Raw genomic sequence first — 18,315 nt, 5'->3', positions numbered from 1 at the left:
ATGAGCTGGCTGGCGCACAGTTGATGCGGATCAAATAGCGCCGCACTGCAGCAGCACTGCGCGGCAACAGGCGAATCAGGTACAATCGCAAGATCAGATTATTGCCGACCGAATTCATCACCATGTCCGTAGAAAACAACGCGCCCGTCATCAGCAACTTCATCCGTGCCATCATCGATGAAGACCTTGCCTCCGGCAAACACAGCAGCATCGTTACCCGCTTCCCGCCGGAACCCAACGGCTACCTGCACATCGGCCACGCCAAGTCGATCTGTCTGAACTTCGGCCTGGCCGAGGACTACCAGGGCAAGTGCAACCTGCGCATGGACGACACCAACCCGGAGAAGGAATCCGACGAGTACGTGCAGGCCATCAAGGACAGCGTGGCCTGGCTCGGCTTCCAGTGGGACGGCAACGTGCGCTACGCCTCCGACTACTTCCAGCAGCTGTACGACTACGCCATCGAGCTGATCCAGTCCGGACACGCCTTTGTCTGCGACCTCAATGCCGAACAAATGCGCGAATACCGCGGCAGCCTGACCGAGCCGGGCAAAAACAGCCCGTTCCGCGAGCGCAGCGTGGCGGAAAACCTCGACCTGTTCACGCGCATGAAGAACGGCGAGTTCGCCGACGGCAGCAAGACGCTGCGCCTGAAGATCGACATGAGCTCCGGCAACGTCAACCTGCGCGACCCGGTGATCTACCGCATCCGCCGCGCCCATCACCATCGCACCGGTGACGCGTGGTGCATCTACCCGATGTACGACTACACCCACTGCATCTCGGACGCGATCGAGGGCATCACCCACTCGCTGTGCACGCTGGAGTTCGAAGATCACCGTCCGCTGTACGACTGGGTGCTGGACAACATCAGCATCGGCTGCCACCCGCGCCAGTACGAATTCTCGCGCCTGGAGCTGCTGTACGCGCTGACTTCCAAGCGCAAGCTCAACGCGCTGGTCACCGACAACAAGGTCAGCGGCTGGGACGACCCGCGCATGCCGACCATCGAAGGCATGCGCCGCCGCGGCTACAGCCCGGCCGGCATCCGCCTGTTCTCGCAGCGCATCGGCGTGTCGCGCGGTGAAAACATCATCGACCTGGCCATTCTCGAAGGTGCGGTGCGCGAGATGCTGGAAAACGAATCGCCGCGCGTGATGGCGGTGCTGGACCCGATCAAGGTTACCCTCACCAACTACCAGGACGGCGTCACCGCCAGCCGCAGCGCGCCGTACCATCCGCACCATCCGGAATTCGGCGAACGCGACGTGCCGATCGCGCGAGAGATCTACATTGAGCGCGACGACTTCGCCGAACTGCCACCACCGAAATGGCAGCGCCTCACCGTCGGTGGCGAAGTGCGCCTGCGCTACAGCTACGTGATCAAGTGCGACGAGATGGTCAAGGACGCGGACGGCAAGGTGATCGAGCTAAAATGCTCCATCGACCACGACACGCTGGGGCAGAACCCGGTTGGCCGCAAGGTGAAGGGCGTGATCCACTGGATTTCCGCCAGCCACGCGGTGGAAGCCGAAGTGCGCCTGTACGACCGCCTGTTCAACGAGCCGCGTCCGGACGCGGTGCGCGGCGAAGACGGCGAATACGTGGACTTCATGCAGTTCCTGAACCCGGACTCGCTGCAGACCATCACCGGTTACGTGGAACCGGTGGTGCGCGACGCGGCGCCGGAAACACGCTACCAGTTCGAGCGCATCGGCTACTTCGTCACCGACCGCCTTGAGCACCAGCCGGGCAGCAAGATCGTGTTCAACCGCACCGTCGGCCTGAAAGACAGCTGGGCGAAATAAGCATTCGGGATAGCGTGATCCCCGCAGATGCGCTAAGTTAATGAAGCAAAGCATGGCAGGACTCGATGTCCTGCCATTTTTTCGTCATCACGCGTTTACTGAGGGGTTAACGAGATGAAGGCACGTATCACCACCATCAGCCTGTCGCTGCTGGCTCTGAGCATCAGCGGCTGCAGCAGCCTGGGCGGCTACCAGCCGGACAAAACCTACCGCATCACCATCCTGCACACCAACGATCACCACGGTCGCTTCTGGAAAAACGGCGACGGCGAATACGGCATGGCCGCGCGCAAGACGCTGATCGACGGCATCCGCGCCGAGGTCAAGGCCCAAGGCGGCTACAGCCTGCTGCTGGACGGCGGCGACGTGAACACCGGGGTACCGGAATCCGACCTGCAGGATGCCGAGCCGGACTTCAAGGGCATGAACCGGCTGGGCTACGACGCGATGGCGGTCGGCAACCACGAGTTCGATAAGCCGCTGGCGGTGCTGCAGAAGCAGCAGCGCTGGATCGACTTCCCAATGCTGGCGGCCAACATCTACAAGGATGGCCAGCGCCTGTTCCAGCCCTACCAGGTCTTCAACCTCGGCGGCGTCAAGGTGGCGGTGATGGGCCTGACCACCGACGACACCTGGAAGCTGGTCAGCCCCGACAACGTGAAGGGTGTGGAATTCCGCAAGCCGGCGACCGAGGCCGCCGCGCTGATGCCGGAGCTGAAGGCGCGCGCCAACATCGTGATCGCCGCCACCCACATGGGCCACTATACCAACGGCGCACACGGCGTGAATGCCGCGGGCGACGTGGAGATGGCGCGTGCGGTGAAGGGCTTCGACCTCATCGTCGGCGGCCACAGCCAGAACCCGGTGTGCATGCAGGCCGAGAACGTGCGCAACGACGCCTACATCCCCGGCCAACCTTGCGCTCCAGATCGCCAGAACGGCGCCTGGATCGTGCAGGCGCATGAATGGGGCAAATACGTTGGCCGCGCCGACTTCCAGTATCGCAACGGCGAGCTGACGCTGCTGCAATACCGGCTGCTGCCGGTGAACCTGAAACAGACGGTCAAGCGCGCGGACGGCAGCAGCCAGAAAGTGCCGTATACCGCCGAAATCGCCGAAAACCCTGCGCTGCTGAGCTTCCTGCAGCCGTACCAGGACAAGGGCCAGGTGGCGCTGTCGGTCGAAGTCGGCAGCAGCGACGGCAAGCTCAACGGCGACCGCAGCCAGGTACGCAAGGAGCCGACCAACCTCGGCGTGTTCACTGCAATGGCGATGATGGACAAGGCCCGCGCCGACTTTGCAGTGGTCAACTCCGGCGGCATCCGTGACTCGCTGCCGGCCGGCAAGATCAGCTACAAAGACGTGCTGAAGGTGTTCCCGTTCGGCAGCACCCTCACCTTCATCGACTTCAGCGGCAAGGAAGCGCTGGACTACCTCGCCGCCGCCGCAAAAATGAGTGCCGGCGCCGGTGCCTTCGCCCAGTTTGCCGGTGTGCAGCTGCTGATCGAGAACGGTGAAGTGAAGCAGGCCAGTATCGGCGGCCAGGCCATCGACCCGGCCAAGCGCTACCGCATGGCGATCAACAGCTTCATGGCCGCCGGTGGCGACGGCTACCCGCGCCTTGCCGGCAAACCCGGTTTTGTCGACACCGGCTTTGTCGATGCCGACATGCTGAAGGCCTACATCACCGCGCAAAGCCCGATCCGCAGCAGCAACTTCGAGCCGGGCAATAGCGTGATCCGCCGCTAAGGCCTGTTCACGATCTGCTGCGACTTGATCTGGGGCGATACCACGTTGAAAACGGTTTCGGCATGCGTGTTTACATCTGGATAAACGCCCTTCCGTAGTCGTTTTCGCCTTGTCTCGCGAGAGTGTGCAAGTTCGTGAATACGCTCTAGGCAGCGCCGAAAAAAGGTTGGCCGCAAGCCGAACAGGCTTGCGGCCAACCTTGCTCAATGCCGCGTCAAGCGCCAGCCTGCTTAGTCGAACACCAGCTGCCCGCCGCGCACATCCACCATCACCGTCGCCTTCGGCAGGTAGTGCCCGGCCAGGATCGCCTTGGCCAGCGGGTTCTCGATCTCGCTCTGGATCGCCCGTTTCAGCGGACGCGCGCCGTATACCGGGTCGAAGCCGGCGTCCGCGATCAGGCTCAGCGCGTCCTCGCTCACCTGCAGGTTCAGCTCCAGCTTGGCCAGGCGCTGTTCCAGCCGCTTCAGCTGGATGCGGGCGATGGACTTGATCTGTGCCTCCGCCAAGGCATGGAATACCACCAGTTCATCGATACGGTTGACGAATTCCGGGCGGAAGTGTGACTTCACTTCCGCCAGCACCGCCAGTTTCACCACCTGGTAGTCGTCGCTGGCCATGGCCTGGATGTGCTGGCTGCCCATGTTCGAGGTCATCACGATCACCGTGTTCTTGAAGTCCACGGTGCGGCCTTGGCCGTCGGTCAGGCGGCCGTCGTCCAGCACCTGCAGCAGCACGTTGAACACGTCCGGATGCGCCTTTTCCACTTCGTCCAGCAGGATCACGCTGTACGGCTTGCGGCGCACCTGTTCGGTGAGCATGCCACCCTCCTCGTAACCGACGTAGCCCGGCGGCGCACCGATCAGGCGGGCGACGGAGTGTTTCTCCATGTATTCCGACATATCGACGCGGATCAGGTGCTCCTCGCTGTCGAACAGGAAGCCGGCCAGCGCCTTGCACAGCTCGGTCTTGCCCACGCCGGTGGGGCCGAGGAACAGGAAGGAGCCGTACGGGCGGTTGGGGTCGGCGAGGCCGGAGCGCGAGCGGCGGATGGCGTCGGCGACCACCGTCACCGCCTCGTCCTGTCCCACCACGCGCTGGTGCAGCACGTCTTCCATGTGCAGCAGCTTCTCGCGCTCGCCGGTCAGCATCTTGGACACCGGGATGCCGGTCATGCGCGAAATCACCTCAGCGATTTCCTCGGCACCGACCTGGGTGCGCAGCAGGCGGTTCGGCTTGTCGCCGCCGCTGGCGGCGGCTTCGGCATCCTTCAGCCGCCCTTCCAGTTGCGGCAGCTTGCCGTACTGCAGCTCGGCCAGTTTCTGCCAGTCGCCCTTGCGTTTCAGTTCGTCCATTTCCACCTTCAGGCGCTCGATCTCTTCCTTGATCGACTGGCTGCCCTGCTGGCTGGCTTTTTCCGCCTTCCAGATTTCTTCCAGGTCGGCGTACTCGCGCGACAGGCCGCCGATTTCTTCCTCGATCAGCTGCAGGCGTTTCTTCGAGGCTTCGTCGGTTTCGCGCTTCACGGCCTCGCGCTCGATCTTCAGCTGGATCAGGCGGCGATCGAGCTTGTCCATTTCCTCCGGCTTGGAGTCCAGCTCCATCTTGATCTTGGAGGCGGCCTCGTCGATCAGGTCGATGGCCTTGTCCGGCAGGAAACGGTCGGTAATGTAGCGGTGACTCAGCTCGGCAGCGGCAACGATGGCCGGGTCGGTGATGTCCACGCCGTGGTGTATCTCGTACTTTTCCTGCAGCCCGCGCAGGATGGCGATGGTGTCCTCTACCGTCGGCTCGTCGACCAGCACCTTCTGGAAACGGCGCTCCAGCGCGGCATCCTTCTCGATGTACTTGCGGTATTCATCCAGCGTGGTGGCGCCCAGGCAGTGCAGCTCGCCGCGCGCCAGTGCCGGCTTCAGCATGTTGCCGGCGTCCATCGCGCCCTCGGCCTTGCCGGCGCCGACCATGGTGTGGATCTCGTCGATGAACAGGATGATGCTGCCCTCGTCCTTGGCGATGTCGCTGAGCACCGCCTTCAGCCTTTCCTCGAACTCACCGCGGAACTTGGCGCCGGCGATCAGGCCGGCCATGTCCAGCACCAGCAGCTTCTTGTGCTTCAGACTTTCCGGCACCTCGCCGTTGACGATGCGCTGCGCCAGGCCTTCGACGATGGCGGTCTTGCCCACGCCCGGCTCGCCGATCAGCACCGGGTTGTTCTTGGTGCGGCGCTGCAGCACCTGGATGGCGCGGCGGATCTCGTCGTCGCGGCCGATCACCGGGTCCAGCTTGCCCTGCCGCGCGCGCTCGGTCAGGTCCAGCGTGTACTTTTTCAGTGCCTCACGCTGTTCTTCGGCATCGGCACTGTTGACCGCGTCGCCGCCACGCACCGCCTCCACCGCGGCGTGGATCGCCGCGCTGTTGCCGCCGTGCTGTTTCAGTAGGCGGCCAGTCTCGCCCTTGTCCTCGGCCAGCACCAGCAGGAACAGCTCGCTGGCGATGAACTGGTCGCCGCGCTTCATCGCCGCCTTGTCGGCCAGATTCAGCAGATTGGTCAGGTCGCGCGACACAGTGACCTCGCCACCGGTGCCACTGACCTTAGGCAGGCGTGCCACCGCGTCGCGCAGGCTGCCTTTCAGCGCGCTGACATTGACGCCGGCACGCGCCAGCAGGCTGACGATGCCGCTGTCGGCGTCGTCCAGCATCGCCAGCAGCAGGTGCTGCGGCTCGATATAGGCATTGTCGCCGGCCAGTGCCAGGCTCTGGGAATCGCCCAGCGCTTGCTGGAATTTGGTGGTGAGTTTGTCGAAACGCATCACAGGCTCCTTGCTTGCAGTTTGATGATGACAAACTTGGGCATCACGCATGGCTTTTCAAGCGGCATCCGCAGCGTTTTTGTCCGGGATCAAGCGACGCAGCAATGCTGGCCAGCTTGTACCACCATAGCCCAAACGGAGGCGACAGCCGGCAAAAAGCAAGAGGCCCGTGTCCGCCTCACGGCAGGGCACGGGCCTCACACGTTGCGGCCAACGTTGGCCGCAAGCAATCCGGTATCAGGTACGGAACACGCTGACCTCGTCGCGCAGTGCATCGGCAAGGCCGGTCATGTGCTGCGCCGTCTCGGACGAACGCTGTGCCGCGTCGCTGCCGACCTGCGCCTGCGACGCCACCGTCGCCACCTGCGCCGCGATCTCCTCCACGCTCTGCCGCTGCTCGCCAAGCTGCTCGTGGATGCGCGACACCACCGCCATCGTTTCGCGCGAGGCATCGAGAATGCTGTCGATGGCGTGGCGGGCCTCGCCGGTGATCGCCGCGCCGTTGGCAGCCAGCGTCACCGACTGCCGCATCGCGTCCACCGCCGCCAGCGTCGCCTGCTGCATGGCGCCGATCATGCCGCCGATTTCCTGTGTCGACTGGCTGGTGCGCTCCGCCAGCTTGCGCACCTCGTCGGCGACCACGGCAAAGCCGCGGCCGAATTCGCCGGCGCGAGCAGCCTCGATCGCCGCATTCAGCGCCAGCAGATTGGTCTGGTCGGCGATGTCACGGATCACCGCGATGATGCTGGTGATCTGGCTGGCGCTGCCTTCCAGGCTGTGCAGGCTGCCTTCGGCGGCGCCGAGGGTGTTGGCGATGCGGTTGACCTCGTCCACCGCCGCCACCAGGCTCTGGCTACCCTGGCTGGCGGCGTCGCTGGAGGCGCGTGCGGCGCGGCTGGCCTCGCCGGCAACGTGTTCGATACGGTGTACGCCGTCATTCAGCTGACGAGCATGGCTGTCCATCACCCCGGCGCTGTCGCGCTGTTCGCCGGCGGCCACGGCGGCGGTTTCCGCCTTGCCGGCCAGCTCGTGCGCGGCGACTTCCAGTTCCTCGGCGTGGGCGCGGGTGCGGTTCAGCGACTGACGGAAGCTCTCCAGCAGGTTGTTGAGCGCGCCGGCTACCTCGCCGATTTCGTCGCGGCGCGGGATGTCGAGACGGCGGGTCAGGTCACTGCTGTCACGTACCTCGCCGACGGCCTTGACCAGCAGCCGCACCGGGCGGGCCACCAGCCGGCCGGTGAGCAGCCACAGCGACAGCGACAGCAACACCACCAGCAACAGGCAGCCACCGATCAGGCCCTGCAGCAGGATGTTGTTGTCGTGTTGCAGCTCGGCGGTCAGCTCGTCGCTGACGATCACCCAGCCCCAGGCGTCAAAGCGCTGCCAGGTCAGCATGTGCTCGGCCGGTTTGCCGTTGTCGTCCAGCTTGCGCACGGTGCGGCTGCCGCTGGTCTGGCTCAGCATCTCGGTCAGATAAGGTTGGCCGCCGGCATCGACATCCTTGTCGATGGTGCGGCCGGTCAGTTTCGGGTGCAGCACGAAGTGGCCGAATTCGCTGCTGTTCTTGTCGGCGCCGATGATGACGATATGGCCGGATTGGCCCAGCTTGACCTTGGACAGCCGAGCCAGCAGACCGCCGACGCCTTCGCTTGCGCTGAGCGCCACCGAGGTGGCGCCGATCACCTGGTCGTTCTCGTTCTTCAACGGGCTGTAGCTGACCACGTATTCCTTGTCGAACATCACCACCTTGCCCTGGAACGGCATGCCGCGGCTCAGCCGCTCGTACACCGGGCTGCTGCGCTCCAGCTTGCTGCCGACCGCGCGACGGCCGTCGGCGGTCAGCAGCGAGGTCGACACCCGGTAGAAGTCGTCGCCCTCCTTGACCAGTACCGAGGCCGGGTTGCCGCTGCGCACCGCAAACTCGCCGGCGAGGTCGTGATTGTTGTTGAGCAGCACCCCGCCCACCTTCAGCGACGGCAGCAGCTGGCCGCCGGTATCGACCTTTTCCTCGGGAGTCACGGCAAAGGCGCCGCTGAAGCTAGCGATGAACATGCGCTCGAACTGCTGGGCGGAGATTTTCAGCGCGTCGTCGAAGCCGGCCGCCATATTGGCCGACTGGTGGATCAGCTGCTGCTGCACCGCCTGGGTGCGCTCGAACAGCAGCTTTTGCGAAAACAGATAGGCCGGCACCATCAGGGCGACCACCAACAGTGACATCAGGGCCACCTGGGCCCAGACCAGACGGGTGCCGATGCTGATCGCACGCTTCATCCTTGCTTCCTTATCGTTTTTTTATTCCGGCGTCTCACCGTCACGCCGGCAGCGGCGGGGTAGCGCCGCGCTGGCGAAAAACGGCCGCCCGTGTTGCGGACGGCCACTTTGGCAACTGTATACAGGCATACAGTGACACAGTCGCGTTGGCGCGGACAAGCAAGATTTGCTCCACCGTGGCAAAAACCGGGTGCCGCTTTATCCAGATCAAGGTTGAAGCGGCACCGGCGAACACGGATAATCCGCGGATAACGCTTACCGGGTCCCGGAATGGATTTGCAACACTACTTTTTGCTGCTGGTCAGCACCGTACTCGTCAACAACGTGGTACTGGTGCGCATGCTCGGGCTGTGCCCGTTCATGGGGGTATCCAGAAAGCTGGAAGCCGCCATCGGCATGGGTGCCGCCACCGCCTTCGTGCTGACGCTGGCCTCCGGCAGCAGTCACCTGATCAACCTGCTGCTGGTCGCGGCTGGCCTTGAATACCTGCGCACCCTGTCCTTCATCGTGGTGATCGCCGCCATCGTGCAGTTCACCGAAATGGTGATCCACAAGACCAGCCCGGTGCTGTACCAGTCGCTGGGCATCTACCTGCCGCTGATCACCACCAACTGTGCGGTGCTGGGCGTGCCGCTGCTCAATGTGCAGGCACAGCACAGCTTTGCCGAGGCGCTGGTATTCGGCCTCGGCTCCGCGCTCGGCTTCTCGCTGATCCTGATCCTGTTCGGCGCCATGCGCGAACGGCTGGAAGGTGCCGACGTGCCGCTGCCGTTTCGCGGCACCGCGATCGCGCTGGTCACCGCCGGGCTGATGAGCCTGGCCTTCATGGGTTTCGGGGGGCTGGTGCCATGAGCCAACTGCTGATCGCGGTGGCGCTGATGCTGCTGCTGGCGCTGCTGCTGGGCGCCATTCTTGGCTATGCCTCGGTGCGCTTCCGCGTCAAGGCCGACCCGCTGGTGGACAAGATCGACGCCATCCTGCCGCAGACGCAGTGCGGCCAGTGCAGCCATCCCGGCTGTCGCCCCTACGCCGAGGCGCTGGCCGCCGGCAGCGACGACATCAACAAGTGCCCGCCCGGTGGCGAGGACGGCATCCGCAAGCTGGCCGAGCTGCTCGGCGTCGAGTTCAAGCCGTTTGGCGCGGGCGCACCGCAGCCGAAAGCGAAGGCGGTAGCGCTGATCGACGAGGCCACCTGTATCGGTTGCACCCTGTGCATCCAGGCTTGTCCGGTGGACGCCATTCTCGGCGCCGCCAAGCAGATGCACACCGTGATCGCCAGCGAGTGCACCGGCTGCGAGCTGTGCCTGGCGCCCTGCCCGGTCGACTGCATCCGCATGATTCCGCCGGGCAGCGAGCTGACCAACTGGAAGTGGCGCTACCCCACCATCCCGATCAGGAATGTCAGCAGCGGGGCCACGCGATGATGCCGCTGTTCGATTTTCCCGGTGGCATCCATCCGCCGGAACACAAGGCGCACTCCAGCGCCGTGCCGATCCGCCTGGCACCACTGCCGCCGCAGCTGCACGTTGCGCTGCGCCAGAGCATGGGCAATGCCGCGCGCCCCTGCGTCGCCGTCGGCGACCGTGTCGCCAAGGGCCAGCTGATCGCCAGTGCCGACGGCCGTCTGTCGGCGGCGGTGCACGCACCGACTTCCGGCGTGATCAGCGCCATCGCGCCGCAGCCGTTTGCCCACCCGTCCGGCCTGCCGGAGCTGGCCATCACCCTCGACAGCGATGGCGAGGAGCGCTGGATTGATCGCCAGCCGCTGCACGACTGGCCGCAGCGCAGCGGCGCCGAAATCCGCGACTTCCTGGCGCAAATGGGCATCGTCGGTCTCGGCGGCGCGGTGTTTCCCAGTCACCTGAAGCTCGGCGTCAGCCCGCTGGAAACGCTGGTCATCAACGGCGCCGAGTGCGAACCCTACATCAGCTGCGACGACCGCCTGATGCGCGAGCGCGCCGACGCCATCTGCGACGGCATCGCCGTCACCCGCCACGCGCTGCAGGCGCGTCAGGTGCTGATCGGCATCGAGGACAACAAGCCACAGGCCATCGCCGCGATGCAGGCCGCCGCCGCCGCGCACGGTTTCAGCGTGGTGGCGGTGCCGACCAAATACCCCAGCGGCGGCGCCAAGCAGCTGATCCGTATCCTGACCGGCAAGGCCATTCCGCACGGCGTGCGTTCCACCGAGCACGGCGTGCAGTGCTTCAACGTCGCCACCGTCTACGCCATCGGCCGCGCGGTACTGCACGGCGAGCCGCTGATCAGCCGCATCGTCACCCTCACCGGCGCGGTCGACGCTGCGGCCAACGTCGAGGCGCTAATCGGCACGCCGCTCGATCGCCTGCTGGCGCTGGCGCAACCACATCGCGACCGCAAGGAGGTGGTGATGGGCGGCCCGCTGATGGGCTTTACTCTGCCCGACCTTGCCGCCGGGCTGACCAAGGCCGGCAACTGCCTGCTCGTCAAGTCACCGGCTCTGTTCCCGCCGCGGCCGCCGGCGCAGGCCTGCATCCGCTGCGGCGACTGTGCCAGCGCCTGCCCGGTGTCGCTGCAGCCGATGGACCTGTTCTGGTTCGCCAAGTCGAAGAACTTCGACAAGGCGCAACAGTGGCAGCTGTTCGACTGCATCGAATGCGGCGCCTGCAGCTACGTCTGCCCCAGCCAGATTCCGCTGGTCGACTACTACCGTTTCGCCAAGAGCGAGATCTGGGCCGCCGAGCGCGACAAGAACGCCGCCAATCTGGCGCGGCAGCGCCACGAATTCCGCCAGATGCGGTTGCAACGCGACAAGGCGGAAAAGGCGCAGCGCCTCGCCGACAAGGCGGCCCAGGCCGCCGCACGTCAGACCGCCAGCCATAGCGCTGCGGCCAATGTTGCGACCAACGTTGCACCCGGCGCCGACCCGAAACAGGCCGCCATCGCCGCCGCCATGGCACGGGCTGCCGCGCAGCGCGAAGCGGCGCCACTGCCGGAGCAGCACAGCAACGGCCTGAATGACGCCAAGCAGGCGGCGATTGCCGCGGCAATGGCGCGTGCCGCCGCACGCAAGACTGCCGCCGACGAAGCCAAGGCCGCCAGCGGCCAGCCACCCGCCCCGCCACCGGCCAGCAGCGGACTCGACGACGCCAAGCAGGCGTCCATCGAAGCCGCGATGGCACGTGCCGCCCCGCGCAAGGCTGCCGCCGACGAGGCCAAGGCCGCCAGCGGTCAGCCACCCGCCCCGCCACCAAGCAGCAGCGGACTCGACGACGCCAAGCAGGCGGCCATCGAAGCCGCGATGGCCCGCGCCGCCGCGCGCAAGGCCGCCGCCGACCAAGCCAGGGCCAACCAGCAACCCGACTCATGACCGCCATCCACTCGACCCATATCGCCAAACCGGCCACCGTGTCCACGGTGATGCTGAAAGTCCTCGCCGCGCTGCTACCCGGCATCGCCTTGTCCGTCTACTGCAACGGTATCGGCATACTGCTGCAGCTGCTGCTGGCCAGCCTCACCGCGCTGGGTGCCGAAGCCGCCATGCTGCGCCTGCGCGGCGTGGCGGTGCTGCCGGCGCTGAAGGACCTGTCCGCCATCGTCACCGCCTGGCTGCTGGCGCTGTCGCTACCGCCGCTGGGCGGCTGGTGGATGATCGTGGTCGCCACCCTGTTCGCCATCATCGTCGCCAAGCAGCTGTACGGTGGCCTCGGCAACAATCCGTTCAACCCGGCGATGGCCGGCTTTGCGCTGATGGTGGTGTCGTTCCCGGCGCAGATGGCGCAGTGGGGCAGCCCGCAGCTGCCGCTGGACGCCGTCGCACAGTGGCAGTGGATCTTCCTGCACACGCTGCCCGCCGGCGGCGTACCGGACGCGATCAGCAGCGCCACGCCGCTGGACGTGCTCAAGACCGGGCTGCGCCAGGGCCAGGCGCTGGCCGGGCTGTTGCCCTCGTCGTCGGCGCAGGGGCTGATCGCGCTGGGCTGGCTGGCCGGCGGCCTGTGGCTATGGCAGCAGAAGCTGATCCCGTGGCAAACGCCACTGGCGATGCTGGCCGGGCTGCTGGCACTGGCGCTGCCACTGTGGCTGTGGCAGCCGGCACAGTACGCGTCGCCGCTGCTGCACCTGCTGCAAGGCGGCACCCTGCTGGCGGCGGCCTTCATCGTCACCGATCCGGTGTCCGGCTCCAGCACGCCCAAGGGGCGACTGATTTTCGGCTTTGGCGTCGGGCTGCTGACCTACGTCATCCGCGTATTCGGCAACTTCCCGGACGGCATCGCCTTCGCCGTGCTGCTGATGAACATGACGGTGCCGCTGCTTGACCAGTACACGCGTCCCGCCGTGTTCGGCCACCGCCGGGAGCGTTCCTGATGCGCCGCCCGTGGCAACAGGCGCAACGCAGCGCGCTGATCCTGGCCGGCTTCGCCGCTGCCGCCACGCTGCTGCTGGGCGGCACCTGGCTGGCCACCCACCGTATCGTTGCTGCCAACGAGCTCGCGGCGCAGAGCGCGCTGCTGGCACAGACGCTGCCCGCGGCCAGCTTCGACAACGTGCTGCCCGCCAGCCGCCAGCCGCTGCCACCGGCCATCCAGCAGGCGTTCGGCAGCCGCGAGGCGCTGGCGTTCTACACCGCGCGCCGCCAGGGTCGCGTCAGCGGCCTGGTGTTTGAAAACGTGGCGCCTGACGGCTACAGCGGCCGCATCCGCCTGCTGATCGGCCTGCTGCCGGATGGCAGCGTGTACGCGGTACGGGTGGTCAAGCACCAGGAAACCCCCGGTCTTGGCGATTACATCGAAATCGCGCGCAGCGAATGGGCGCGCCAGTTCGACGGCAAGGGTGCGGCCAACCTGCCGACGTGGCGGCTGCGCAAGGACGGCGGCGACTTCGACTACGTCAGCGGCGCCACCGTTTCCGCCCGCGCCGTCACCGCCGCAGTTGGCCGCACTGTGGCCGCCTTCCACCACTACCGCGCCGCCTTGCTGCCCCGGGATACACCATGACCACACCCGCAAGCGCCAGCCGCTGGCGCGACATCTGCCACAACGCCCTGTGGAAACAGAACCCCGGCCTGGTGCAGCTGCTGGGGCTGTGCCCGGTGCTGGCGATCAGCAACACCGCCGTCAACGCGCTGGCGCTGGGGCTGGCCACCACGCTGGTGACCACCCTTTCCGGCAGCGCGGTGGCGGCCGCGCGGCAGTGGATCCCCAACGACATCCGCAATCCGGTGTTCATCATCATCATCGCCACGTTGGTGACCTGCGTCGACCTGGCGATGAACGCCTGGTTGCACGGCCTGTACCTGGTACTCGGCATTTTCATTCCGCTGATCACCACCAACTGCATCGTGCTGGCGCGGGCCGAGGCGTTTGCCTCGCGCCACAGTGTGCGCGCGGCGGCGCTGGACGGTCTGATGATGGGACTGGGGCTGACACTGGTGCTGCTGCTGCTCGGCGGCCTGCGCGAGGCACTGGGCAAGGGCACGCTGTTTGACGGCGCCCACCTGCTGCTGGGCGATGCAGGCCACGCGCTGGTGCTGCACCTGGTGCCGGCCGAGGCCAACTACCAGTTCCTGCTGGCGATGCTGCCACCGGGCGGCTTCATCGGCCTTGCGCTGCTGATCGCCGCCAAGAACTGGCTGGACGAGCGCGCCCGCCGCCGCGCCGCCCAGCGCGCCAGCCTGAGCGCATCCCCGATTTCAAGCGTAGCGAGTACCGAATGAACAAAGCCATCCGCGCCGAGATCTTTGCCCGCCTGCAGGCGCAGAACCCGCACCCCACCACCGAGCTGGAGTACGCGACGCCGTTCCAGCTACTGATCGCCGTGCTGCTATCGGCACAGGCCACCGACGTCGGCGTCAACAAGGCCACCCGACTGCTGTTCCCGGTGGCGCCGACACCGGACAAGATGCTGGCACTGGGCGTGGAAGGGCTGGAGGAATACATCAAGACCATCGGCCTGTACCGCACCAAGGCGAAGAACACCATCGCCACCTGCCGCATCCTGCTGGAGCAGCACGGCGGCGAGGTGCCACAGCAGCGCGAGGCGCTGGAGGCGCTGCCCGGGGTTGGCCGCAAGACCGCCAACGTGGTGCTCAACACCGCCTTCGGCCAGCCGACCATCGCCGTCGATACCCACATCTTCCGCGTCGCCAACCGCACCCGCCTCGCCCCCGGCAAGGACGTGCGCGAGGTGGAGGACAAGCTGGTGCGGCTGATCCCGACCGAATACCGGCTCGACGCCCACCACTGGCTGATCCTGCACGGCCGCTACGTGTGCAAGGCGCGCAAGCCGGAGTGCTGGCGCTGCATCATCGCGGATCTCTGCGAATATCCGGCAAAACCGCTATGATAGTTCCCTGCCAGTTGAAGTTTTGCGACAAAACCTCATCTGCAAAGTACACCATTAAAAGGAATATCGAGGTGAATCCGTACACAAGGCTGGTCATCGTGGCCGCCATCGCCGCTGCCCTGGGTGGCTGCGGCAAGATCGAAGGCCTGTTCAAAGACGAAAAGCCGGTTTCCACCGTCGCCATTCCGGCGCAGGCAAACGGCCAGGTCGCCATGCTGCTGCCCGACTTCACCCTGCTGGTGGAGCGCGAAGGCCCGTCCGTGGTCAACATCCAGGCCAGCCGCGCCGACAGCACCCCGCGCCAGAGCGAGCTGCCGATTCCGGTACCGGAAGACGATCCGCTGTACGAATTCTTCCGCCGCTTCATGCCGCCGAACGCACAGCAGGACCCGGCGCCGGCACAGGACAGCGTGTCCTTCGGGTCCGGCTTCGTGTTCAGCCAGGACGGCTACATCCTCACCAATGCCCACGTGGTCAGCGGCAGCAGCCAGATCAAGGTGATGCTCACCGACAAGCGTGAAATGCGTGCGCGCCTGATCGGCCTCGACAAGCGCACCGACGTGGCGGTGCTGAAGATCGACGCGGCCAACCTGCCGACCGTCAAAATCGGCACCCCGGACGCGCTGAAAGTCGGCGAATGGGTGGCCGCCATCGGCGCGCCGTTCGGCTTCGAGAACACCGTCACCGCCGGCATCGTGTCGGCCAAGGGCCGCAGCCTGCCGGACGAGAGCTATGTGCCGTTCATCCAGACCGACGTGGCGATCAACCCCGGCAACTCCGGCGGCCCGCTGTTCAACCTGAAGGGCGAAGTGGTCGGCATCAACTCGCAGATCTACAGCCGCTCCGGCGGTTTCATGGGCATCTCGTTCGCGATCCCGATCGACCTGGCGATGAAGGTGGCCGACCAGCTGAAGACCAGCGGCAAAGTCAGCCGCGGCCAGCTGGGCGTACACATCCAGGAAGTGTCGAAAGAGCTGGCGCAGTCGTTCGGCCTTGACCGTCCGCGCGGCGCGCTGGTGGTGCGTGTCGAGCCGCAAGGCCCGGCCAGCAAGGCCGGCCTGCTGGTGGGCGACATCATCCTGCGCCTCAACGGCCAGGTGGTGGAAAACTCGCGCGACCTACCGCGCATGGTCGGCGACCAGCCACCGGGCGCCACCATCAAGCTGGGCGTGTGGCGCAAGGGCAGCGAGCGTAATATCGACGCCACCCTGATTGAGCTGCCGGGCGAACAGCTGGCCACGCCGCAGGGCAACAACAGCCCGGCGCTGCCACAGAGCTACCGCTTCGACCAGCTGGGGCTGACCCTGTCCGAGCTGAGCGCGGAAGACAAGGAAGCACTGGGCGTGCGCGGCGGGCTGGTGATCCAGCAGGCGCAGGGTGTATCGGCGCAGGCTGGCCTGCAGAACGGCGACGTGATCATCGGTCTGAACCAGATGGAGATCAGCAACATCCGCAGCTTCGAGCGCGCACTGCAAAACGCCAAGGGCAATATCGCGCTGCTGGTACGGCGCCAGGACAGCACGCTGTACGTGCCGCTGCGCCTGAACTGACGCTTGCGGCCAACCTTGCCGCCATCGTGCACAACCCCGCCACGGCGGGGTTGTGCGCATCTGGCACCGACGACACCCCTGTCTACCTGCCGGTCAGGCAAACTCCCACAACAGGCCAGTCATCACCACCTACCAAGCCACCGATTTGCCACCCGCCACCGCTGAAAGGTTGGCCGCAGCCGCCCTTGCTGCTACACTCCGCCCCTTGCTGATTAATCAACGCCAAGTCATTGTGAACAAAGCCAAATTCTCCTCGCTCTCCCTGCCGCAAAACCTGCTCTCCAATCTGGATAGCCTCGGCTACCACAGCATGACGCCGATCCAGGCCGAAAGCCTGCCCGCCATCCTCGATGGCCGTGACGTGATCGCGCAAGCCAAGACCGGCAGCGGCAAGACGGCGGCGTTCGCACTGGGCCTGATCAACAGCCTGAATCCACGCTGGTTCGGTGTGCAGGCACTGGTACTGTGCCCGACGCGCGAGCTGGCCGACCAGGTGGCGCAGGAAATCCGCCGCCTGGCGCGCGCCATCGACAACATCAAGGTCATCACCCTGTGCGGCGGCACGCCGATGGCGCCGCAACGCGCCTCGCTAGAGCACGGCGCCCACATCGTGGTCGGCACCCCCGGCCGGCTGCAGGATCACCTGTTCCGCGAATCGCTGAACCTCAGCGGCGTGAAGACGCTGGTGCTGGACGAAGCCGACCGCATGGTGGACATGGGCTTCATCGAGGAAATCGTCGGCATCGTGCGCGCCTGCCCGCGCCAGCGCCAGACGCTGATGTTCTCCGCCACCTACCCGGACAATATCCGCAAGCTGGCCGAGCAGTTCATGAAGAACCCGCAACAGGTGAAGGTGGAGTCGCTGCACGATGACAGCAAGATCGAGCAGTGGTTTTACGAGATCGACCCCGACCAGCGCCTGGACACCGTCGCACGCGCGCTGCAAAGCGTGCGTCCCAGCTCGGCGCTGGCATTCTGCAACACCAAGCTGCGCTGCAAGGAGCTGGTAGCCGAACTGGAACAGGCCGGCTTCTCCGCGCTGGCGCTGTACGGCGAACTGGAACAGCGCGACCGCGACCAGATCCTGGCACGCTTTGCCAACAAGAGCACCACGGTACTGGTGGCCACCGACGTCGCCGCCCGCGGCCTGGACATCAAGGACCTCGACCTGGTGATCAACGTCGACGTCGCGCACGATCCGGAAATCCACATCCACCGTATCGGCCGCACCGGCCGTGGCGACAAGCACGGCCTGGCGCTGACCCTGGTCAGCCCCAGTGACGCCCGCCGCGCCTCGGCGGTAGAGGAATACCAGAAGGCGCCGCTGATCTGGGGCGAAGTCAGCGAGCTGAAGCCGGCACCCGGCGGCCCGCTGCTGCCACCGATGCTGACGCTGGAAATCGGCGGCGGCAAACGCGACAAGCTGCGCCCGGGCGACATCCTCGGCGCGCTGACCGGCGAAGGCGGCATTGCCGGCAGCCAGGTCGGCAAGATCATGGTGTTCGAGTTCTGCACCTTCGTCGCGCTGGAACGCGGCATCGCGCAGGAGGCGATGGAACGGCTGTCGGTCGGCAAGATCAAGGCAAAAAGCTACAAGATGCGCTTCGTCAGCTAAGAGCCTGTACACGACCTGCTGCGACTTGATCTCAAGGGAGCGATACTGCGTTAAAAACGTGTTTGGAATGCTTGTTTAAATCTGGACACATACTGCTTTCCCAGCCGTTTTCGCCTTGTCTCGCTCTAGCTCGCGAGTTCGTGAACACGCTCTAAACCGCCACTGCTCCGCCACATGCAAAAGCCCGGATC

Annotated in this window: 13 protein-coding genes; 11 read left to right on the top strand and 2 right to left on the bottom strand. The window is 65.7% G+C overall.

Annotated features, from left to right (window positions below; genetic code table 11):
• Positions 1–122 precede the first annotated feature (122 nt).
• Complete coding sequence (locus PQU89_RS12085) at positions 123–1,808, top strand: glutamine--tRNA ligase/YqeY domain fusion protein (protein ID WP_272766067.1); 1,686 nt, start codon at positions 123–125, stop codon at positions 1,806–1,808.
• A 114-nt stretch (positions 1,809–1,922) separates the two neighbouring features.
• Positions 1,923–3,557 carry a bifunctional UDP-sugar hydrolase/5'-nucleotidase UshA gene (ushA, locus tag PQU89_RS12080; protein WP_272766066.1) on the top strand — a complete coding sequence of 545 codons (1,635 nt, stop codon included), beginning with the start codon at positions 1,923–1,925 and terminating at the stop codon, positions 3,555–3,557.
• A gap of 230 nt (positions 3,558–3,787) precedes the next feature.
• Here the strand turns inward: ushA and clpB are convergent, their stop codons facing one another.
• Together clpB and PQU89_RS12070 are read right to left on the bottom strand one after the other, a co-directional pair.
• Positions 3,788–6,364 (bottom strand): ATP-dependent chaperone ClpB, encoded by a 2,577-nt coding sequence (gene clpB / locus PQU89_RS12075; RefSeq protein ID WP_272766065.1) that lies wholly within the window; start codon positions 6,362–6,364, stop codon positions 3,788–3,790.
• A gap of 237 nt (positions 6,365–6,601) precedes the next feature.
• Positions 6,602–8,635, bottom strand: coding sequence for a methyl-accepting chemotaxis protein (locus PQU89_RS12070; protein WP_272766064.1), 2,034 nt, complete (start codon positions 8,633–8,635; stop codon positions 6,602–6,604).
• A 270-nt stretch (positions 8,636–8,905) separates the two neighbouring features.
• On the opposite strand from PQU89_RS12070, the gene rsxA reads away from it, so the two are divergent.
• From rsxA to dbpA, 9 genes are all read left to right on the top strand, one after another.
• Positions 8,906–9,487, top strand: coding sequence for an electron transport complex subunit RsxA (gene rsxA / locus PQU89_RS12065; protein ID WP_272766063.1), 582 nt, complete (start codon positions 8,906–8,908; stop codon positions 9,485–9,487).
• Entirely contained in the window at positions 9,484–10,059 is a 576-nt protein-coding gene (gene rsxB / locus PQU89_RS12060; RefSeq protein ID WP_272766062.1) for an electron transport complex subunit RsxB, read from the top strand. Before rsxA ends, rsxB begins: the two co-directional genes overlap by 4 nt.
• On the top strand, positions 10,056–11,984 hold the full coding sequence (rsxC, locus tag PQU89_RS12055; RefSeq protein WP_272766061.1) for an electron transport complex subunit RsxC: 1,929 nt from the start codon (positions 10,056–10,058) through the stop codon (positions 11,982–11,984). The genes rsxB and rsxC overlap by 4 nt, the downstream gene beginning before the upstream one ends.
• On the top strand, positions 11,981–12,982 hold the full coding sequence (locus PQU89_RS12050; protein ID WP_272766060.1) for an RnfABCDGE type electron transport complex subunit D: 1,002 nt from the start codon (positions 11,981–11,983) through the stop codon (positions 12,980–12,982). The genes rsxC and PQU89_RS12050 overlap by 4 nt, the downstream gene beginning before the upstream one ends.
• Positions 12,982–13,611, top strand: coding sequence for an RnfABCDGE type electron transport complex subunit G (locus tag PQU89_RS12045; protein ID WP_272766059.1), 630 nt, complete (start codon positions 12,982–12,984; stop codon positions 13,609–13,611). Before PQU89_RS12050 ends, PQU89_RS12045 begins: the two co-directional genes overlap by 1 nt.
• Positions 13,608–14,330 (top strand): electron transport complex subunit E, encoded by a 723-nt coding sequence (locus PQU89_RS12040; RefSeq protein WP_272766058.1) that lies wholly within the window; start codon positions 13,608–13,610, stop codon positions 14,328–14,330. Before PQU89_RS12045 ends, PQU89_RS12040 begins: the two co-directional genes overlap by 4 nt.
• Positions 14,327–14,959, top strand: coding sequence for an endonuclease III (gene nth, locus PQU89_RS12035; protein ID WP_272766057.1), 633 nt, complete (start codon positions 14,327–14,329; stop codon positions 14,957–14,959). The genes PQU89_RS12040 and nth overlap by 4 nt, the downstream gene beginning before the upstream one ends.
• A gap of 71 nt (positions 14,960–15,030) precedes the next feature.
• Complete coding sequence (locus PQU89_RS12030) at positions 15,031–16,509, top strand: DegQ family serine endoprotease (protein WP_272766056.1); 1,479 nt, start codon at positions 15,031–15,033, stop codon at positions 16,507–16,509.
• Positions 16,510–16,741: 232 nt separating this feature from the next.
• Positions 16,742–18,124, top strand: coding sequence for an ATP-dependent RNA helicase DbpA (gene dbpA / locus PQU89_RS12025; RefSeq protein WP_272766055.1), 1,383 nt, complete (start codon positions 16,742–16,744; stop codon positions 18,122–18,124).
• The last annotated feature ends 191 nt before the right edge of the window (positions 18,125–18,315 follow it).

It is taken from the genome of Vogesella indigofera, assembly GCF_028548395.1.
GTDB classification, from domain to species: Bacteria; Pseudomonadota; Gammaproteobacteria; order Burkholderiales; family Chromobacteriaceae; genus Vogesella; species Vogesella indigofera_A.
The sequence above is the reverse complement of the archived record's forward strand: the minus strand, read 5'-3'. Positions and strand labels throughout refer to the sequence as shown.

Bases quoted from the DNA above. Each gene is read 5' to 3' on its own strand.
- PQU89_RS12085 (WP_272766067.1), top strand. From the start codon at position 123: ATGTCCGTAGAAAACAACGCGCCCGTCATCAGCAACTTCATCCGTGCC.
- ushA (WP_272766066.1), top strand. From the start codon at position 1,923: ATGAAGGCACGTATCACCACCATCAGCCTGTCGCTGCTGGCTCTGAGC.
- clpB (WP_272766065.1), bottom strand. From the start codon at position 6,364: ATGCGTTTCGACAAACTCACCACCAAATTCCAGCAAGCGCTGGGCGAT.
- PQU89_RS12070 (WP_272766064.1), bottom strand. From the start codon at position 8,635: ATGAAGCGTGCGATCAGCATCGGCACCCGTCTGGTCTGGGCCCAGGTG.
- rsxA (WP_272766063.1), top strand. From the start codon at position 8,906: ATGGATTTGCAACACTACTTTTTGCTGCTGGTCAGCACCGTACTCGTC.
- rsxB (WP_272766062.1), top strand. From the start codon at position 9,484: ATGAGCCAACTGCTGATCGCGGTGGCGCTGATGCTGCTGCTGGCGCTG.
- rsxC (WP_272766061.1), top strand. From the start codon at position 10,056: ATGATGCCGCTGTTCGATTTTCCCGGTGGCATCCATCCGCCGGAACAC.
- PQU89_RS12050 (WP_272766060.1), top strand. From the start codon at position 11,981: ATGACCGCCATCCACTCGACCCATATCGCCAAACCGGCCACCGTGTCC.
- PQU89_RS12045 (WP_272766059.1), top strand. From the start codon at position 12,982: ATGCGCCGCCCGTGGCAACAGGCGCAACGCAGCGCGCTGATCCTGGCC.
- PQU89_RS12040 (WP_272766058.1), top strand. From the start codon at position 13,608: ATGACCACACCCGCAAGCGCCAGCCGCTGGCGCGACATCTGCCACAAC.
- nth (WP_272766057.1), top strand. From the start codon at position 14,327: ATGAACAAAGCCATCCGCGCCGAGATCTTTGCCCGCCTGCAGGCGCAG.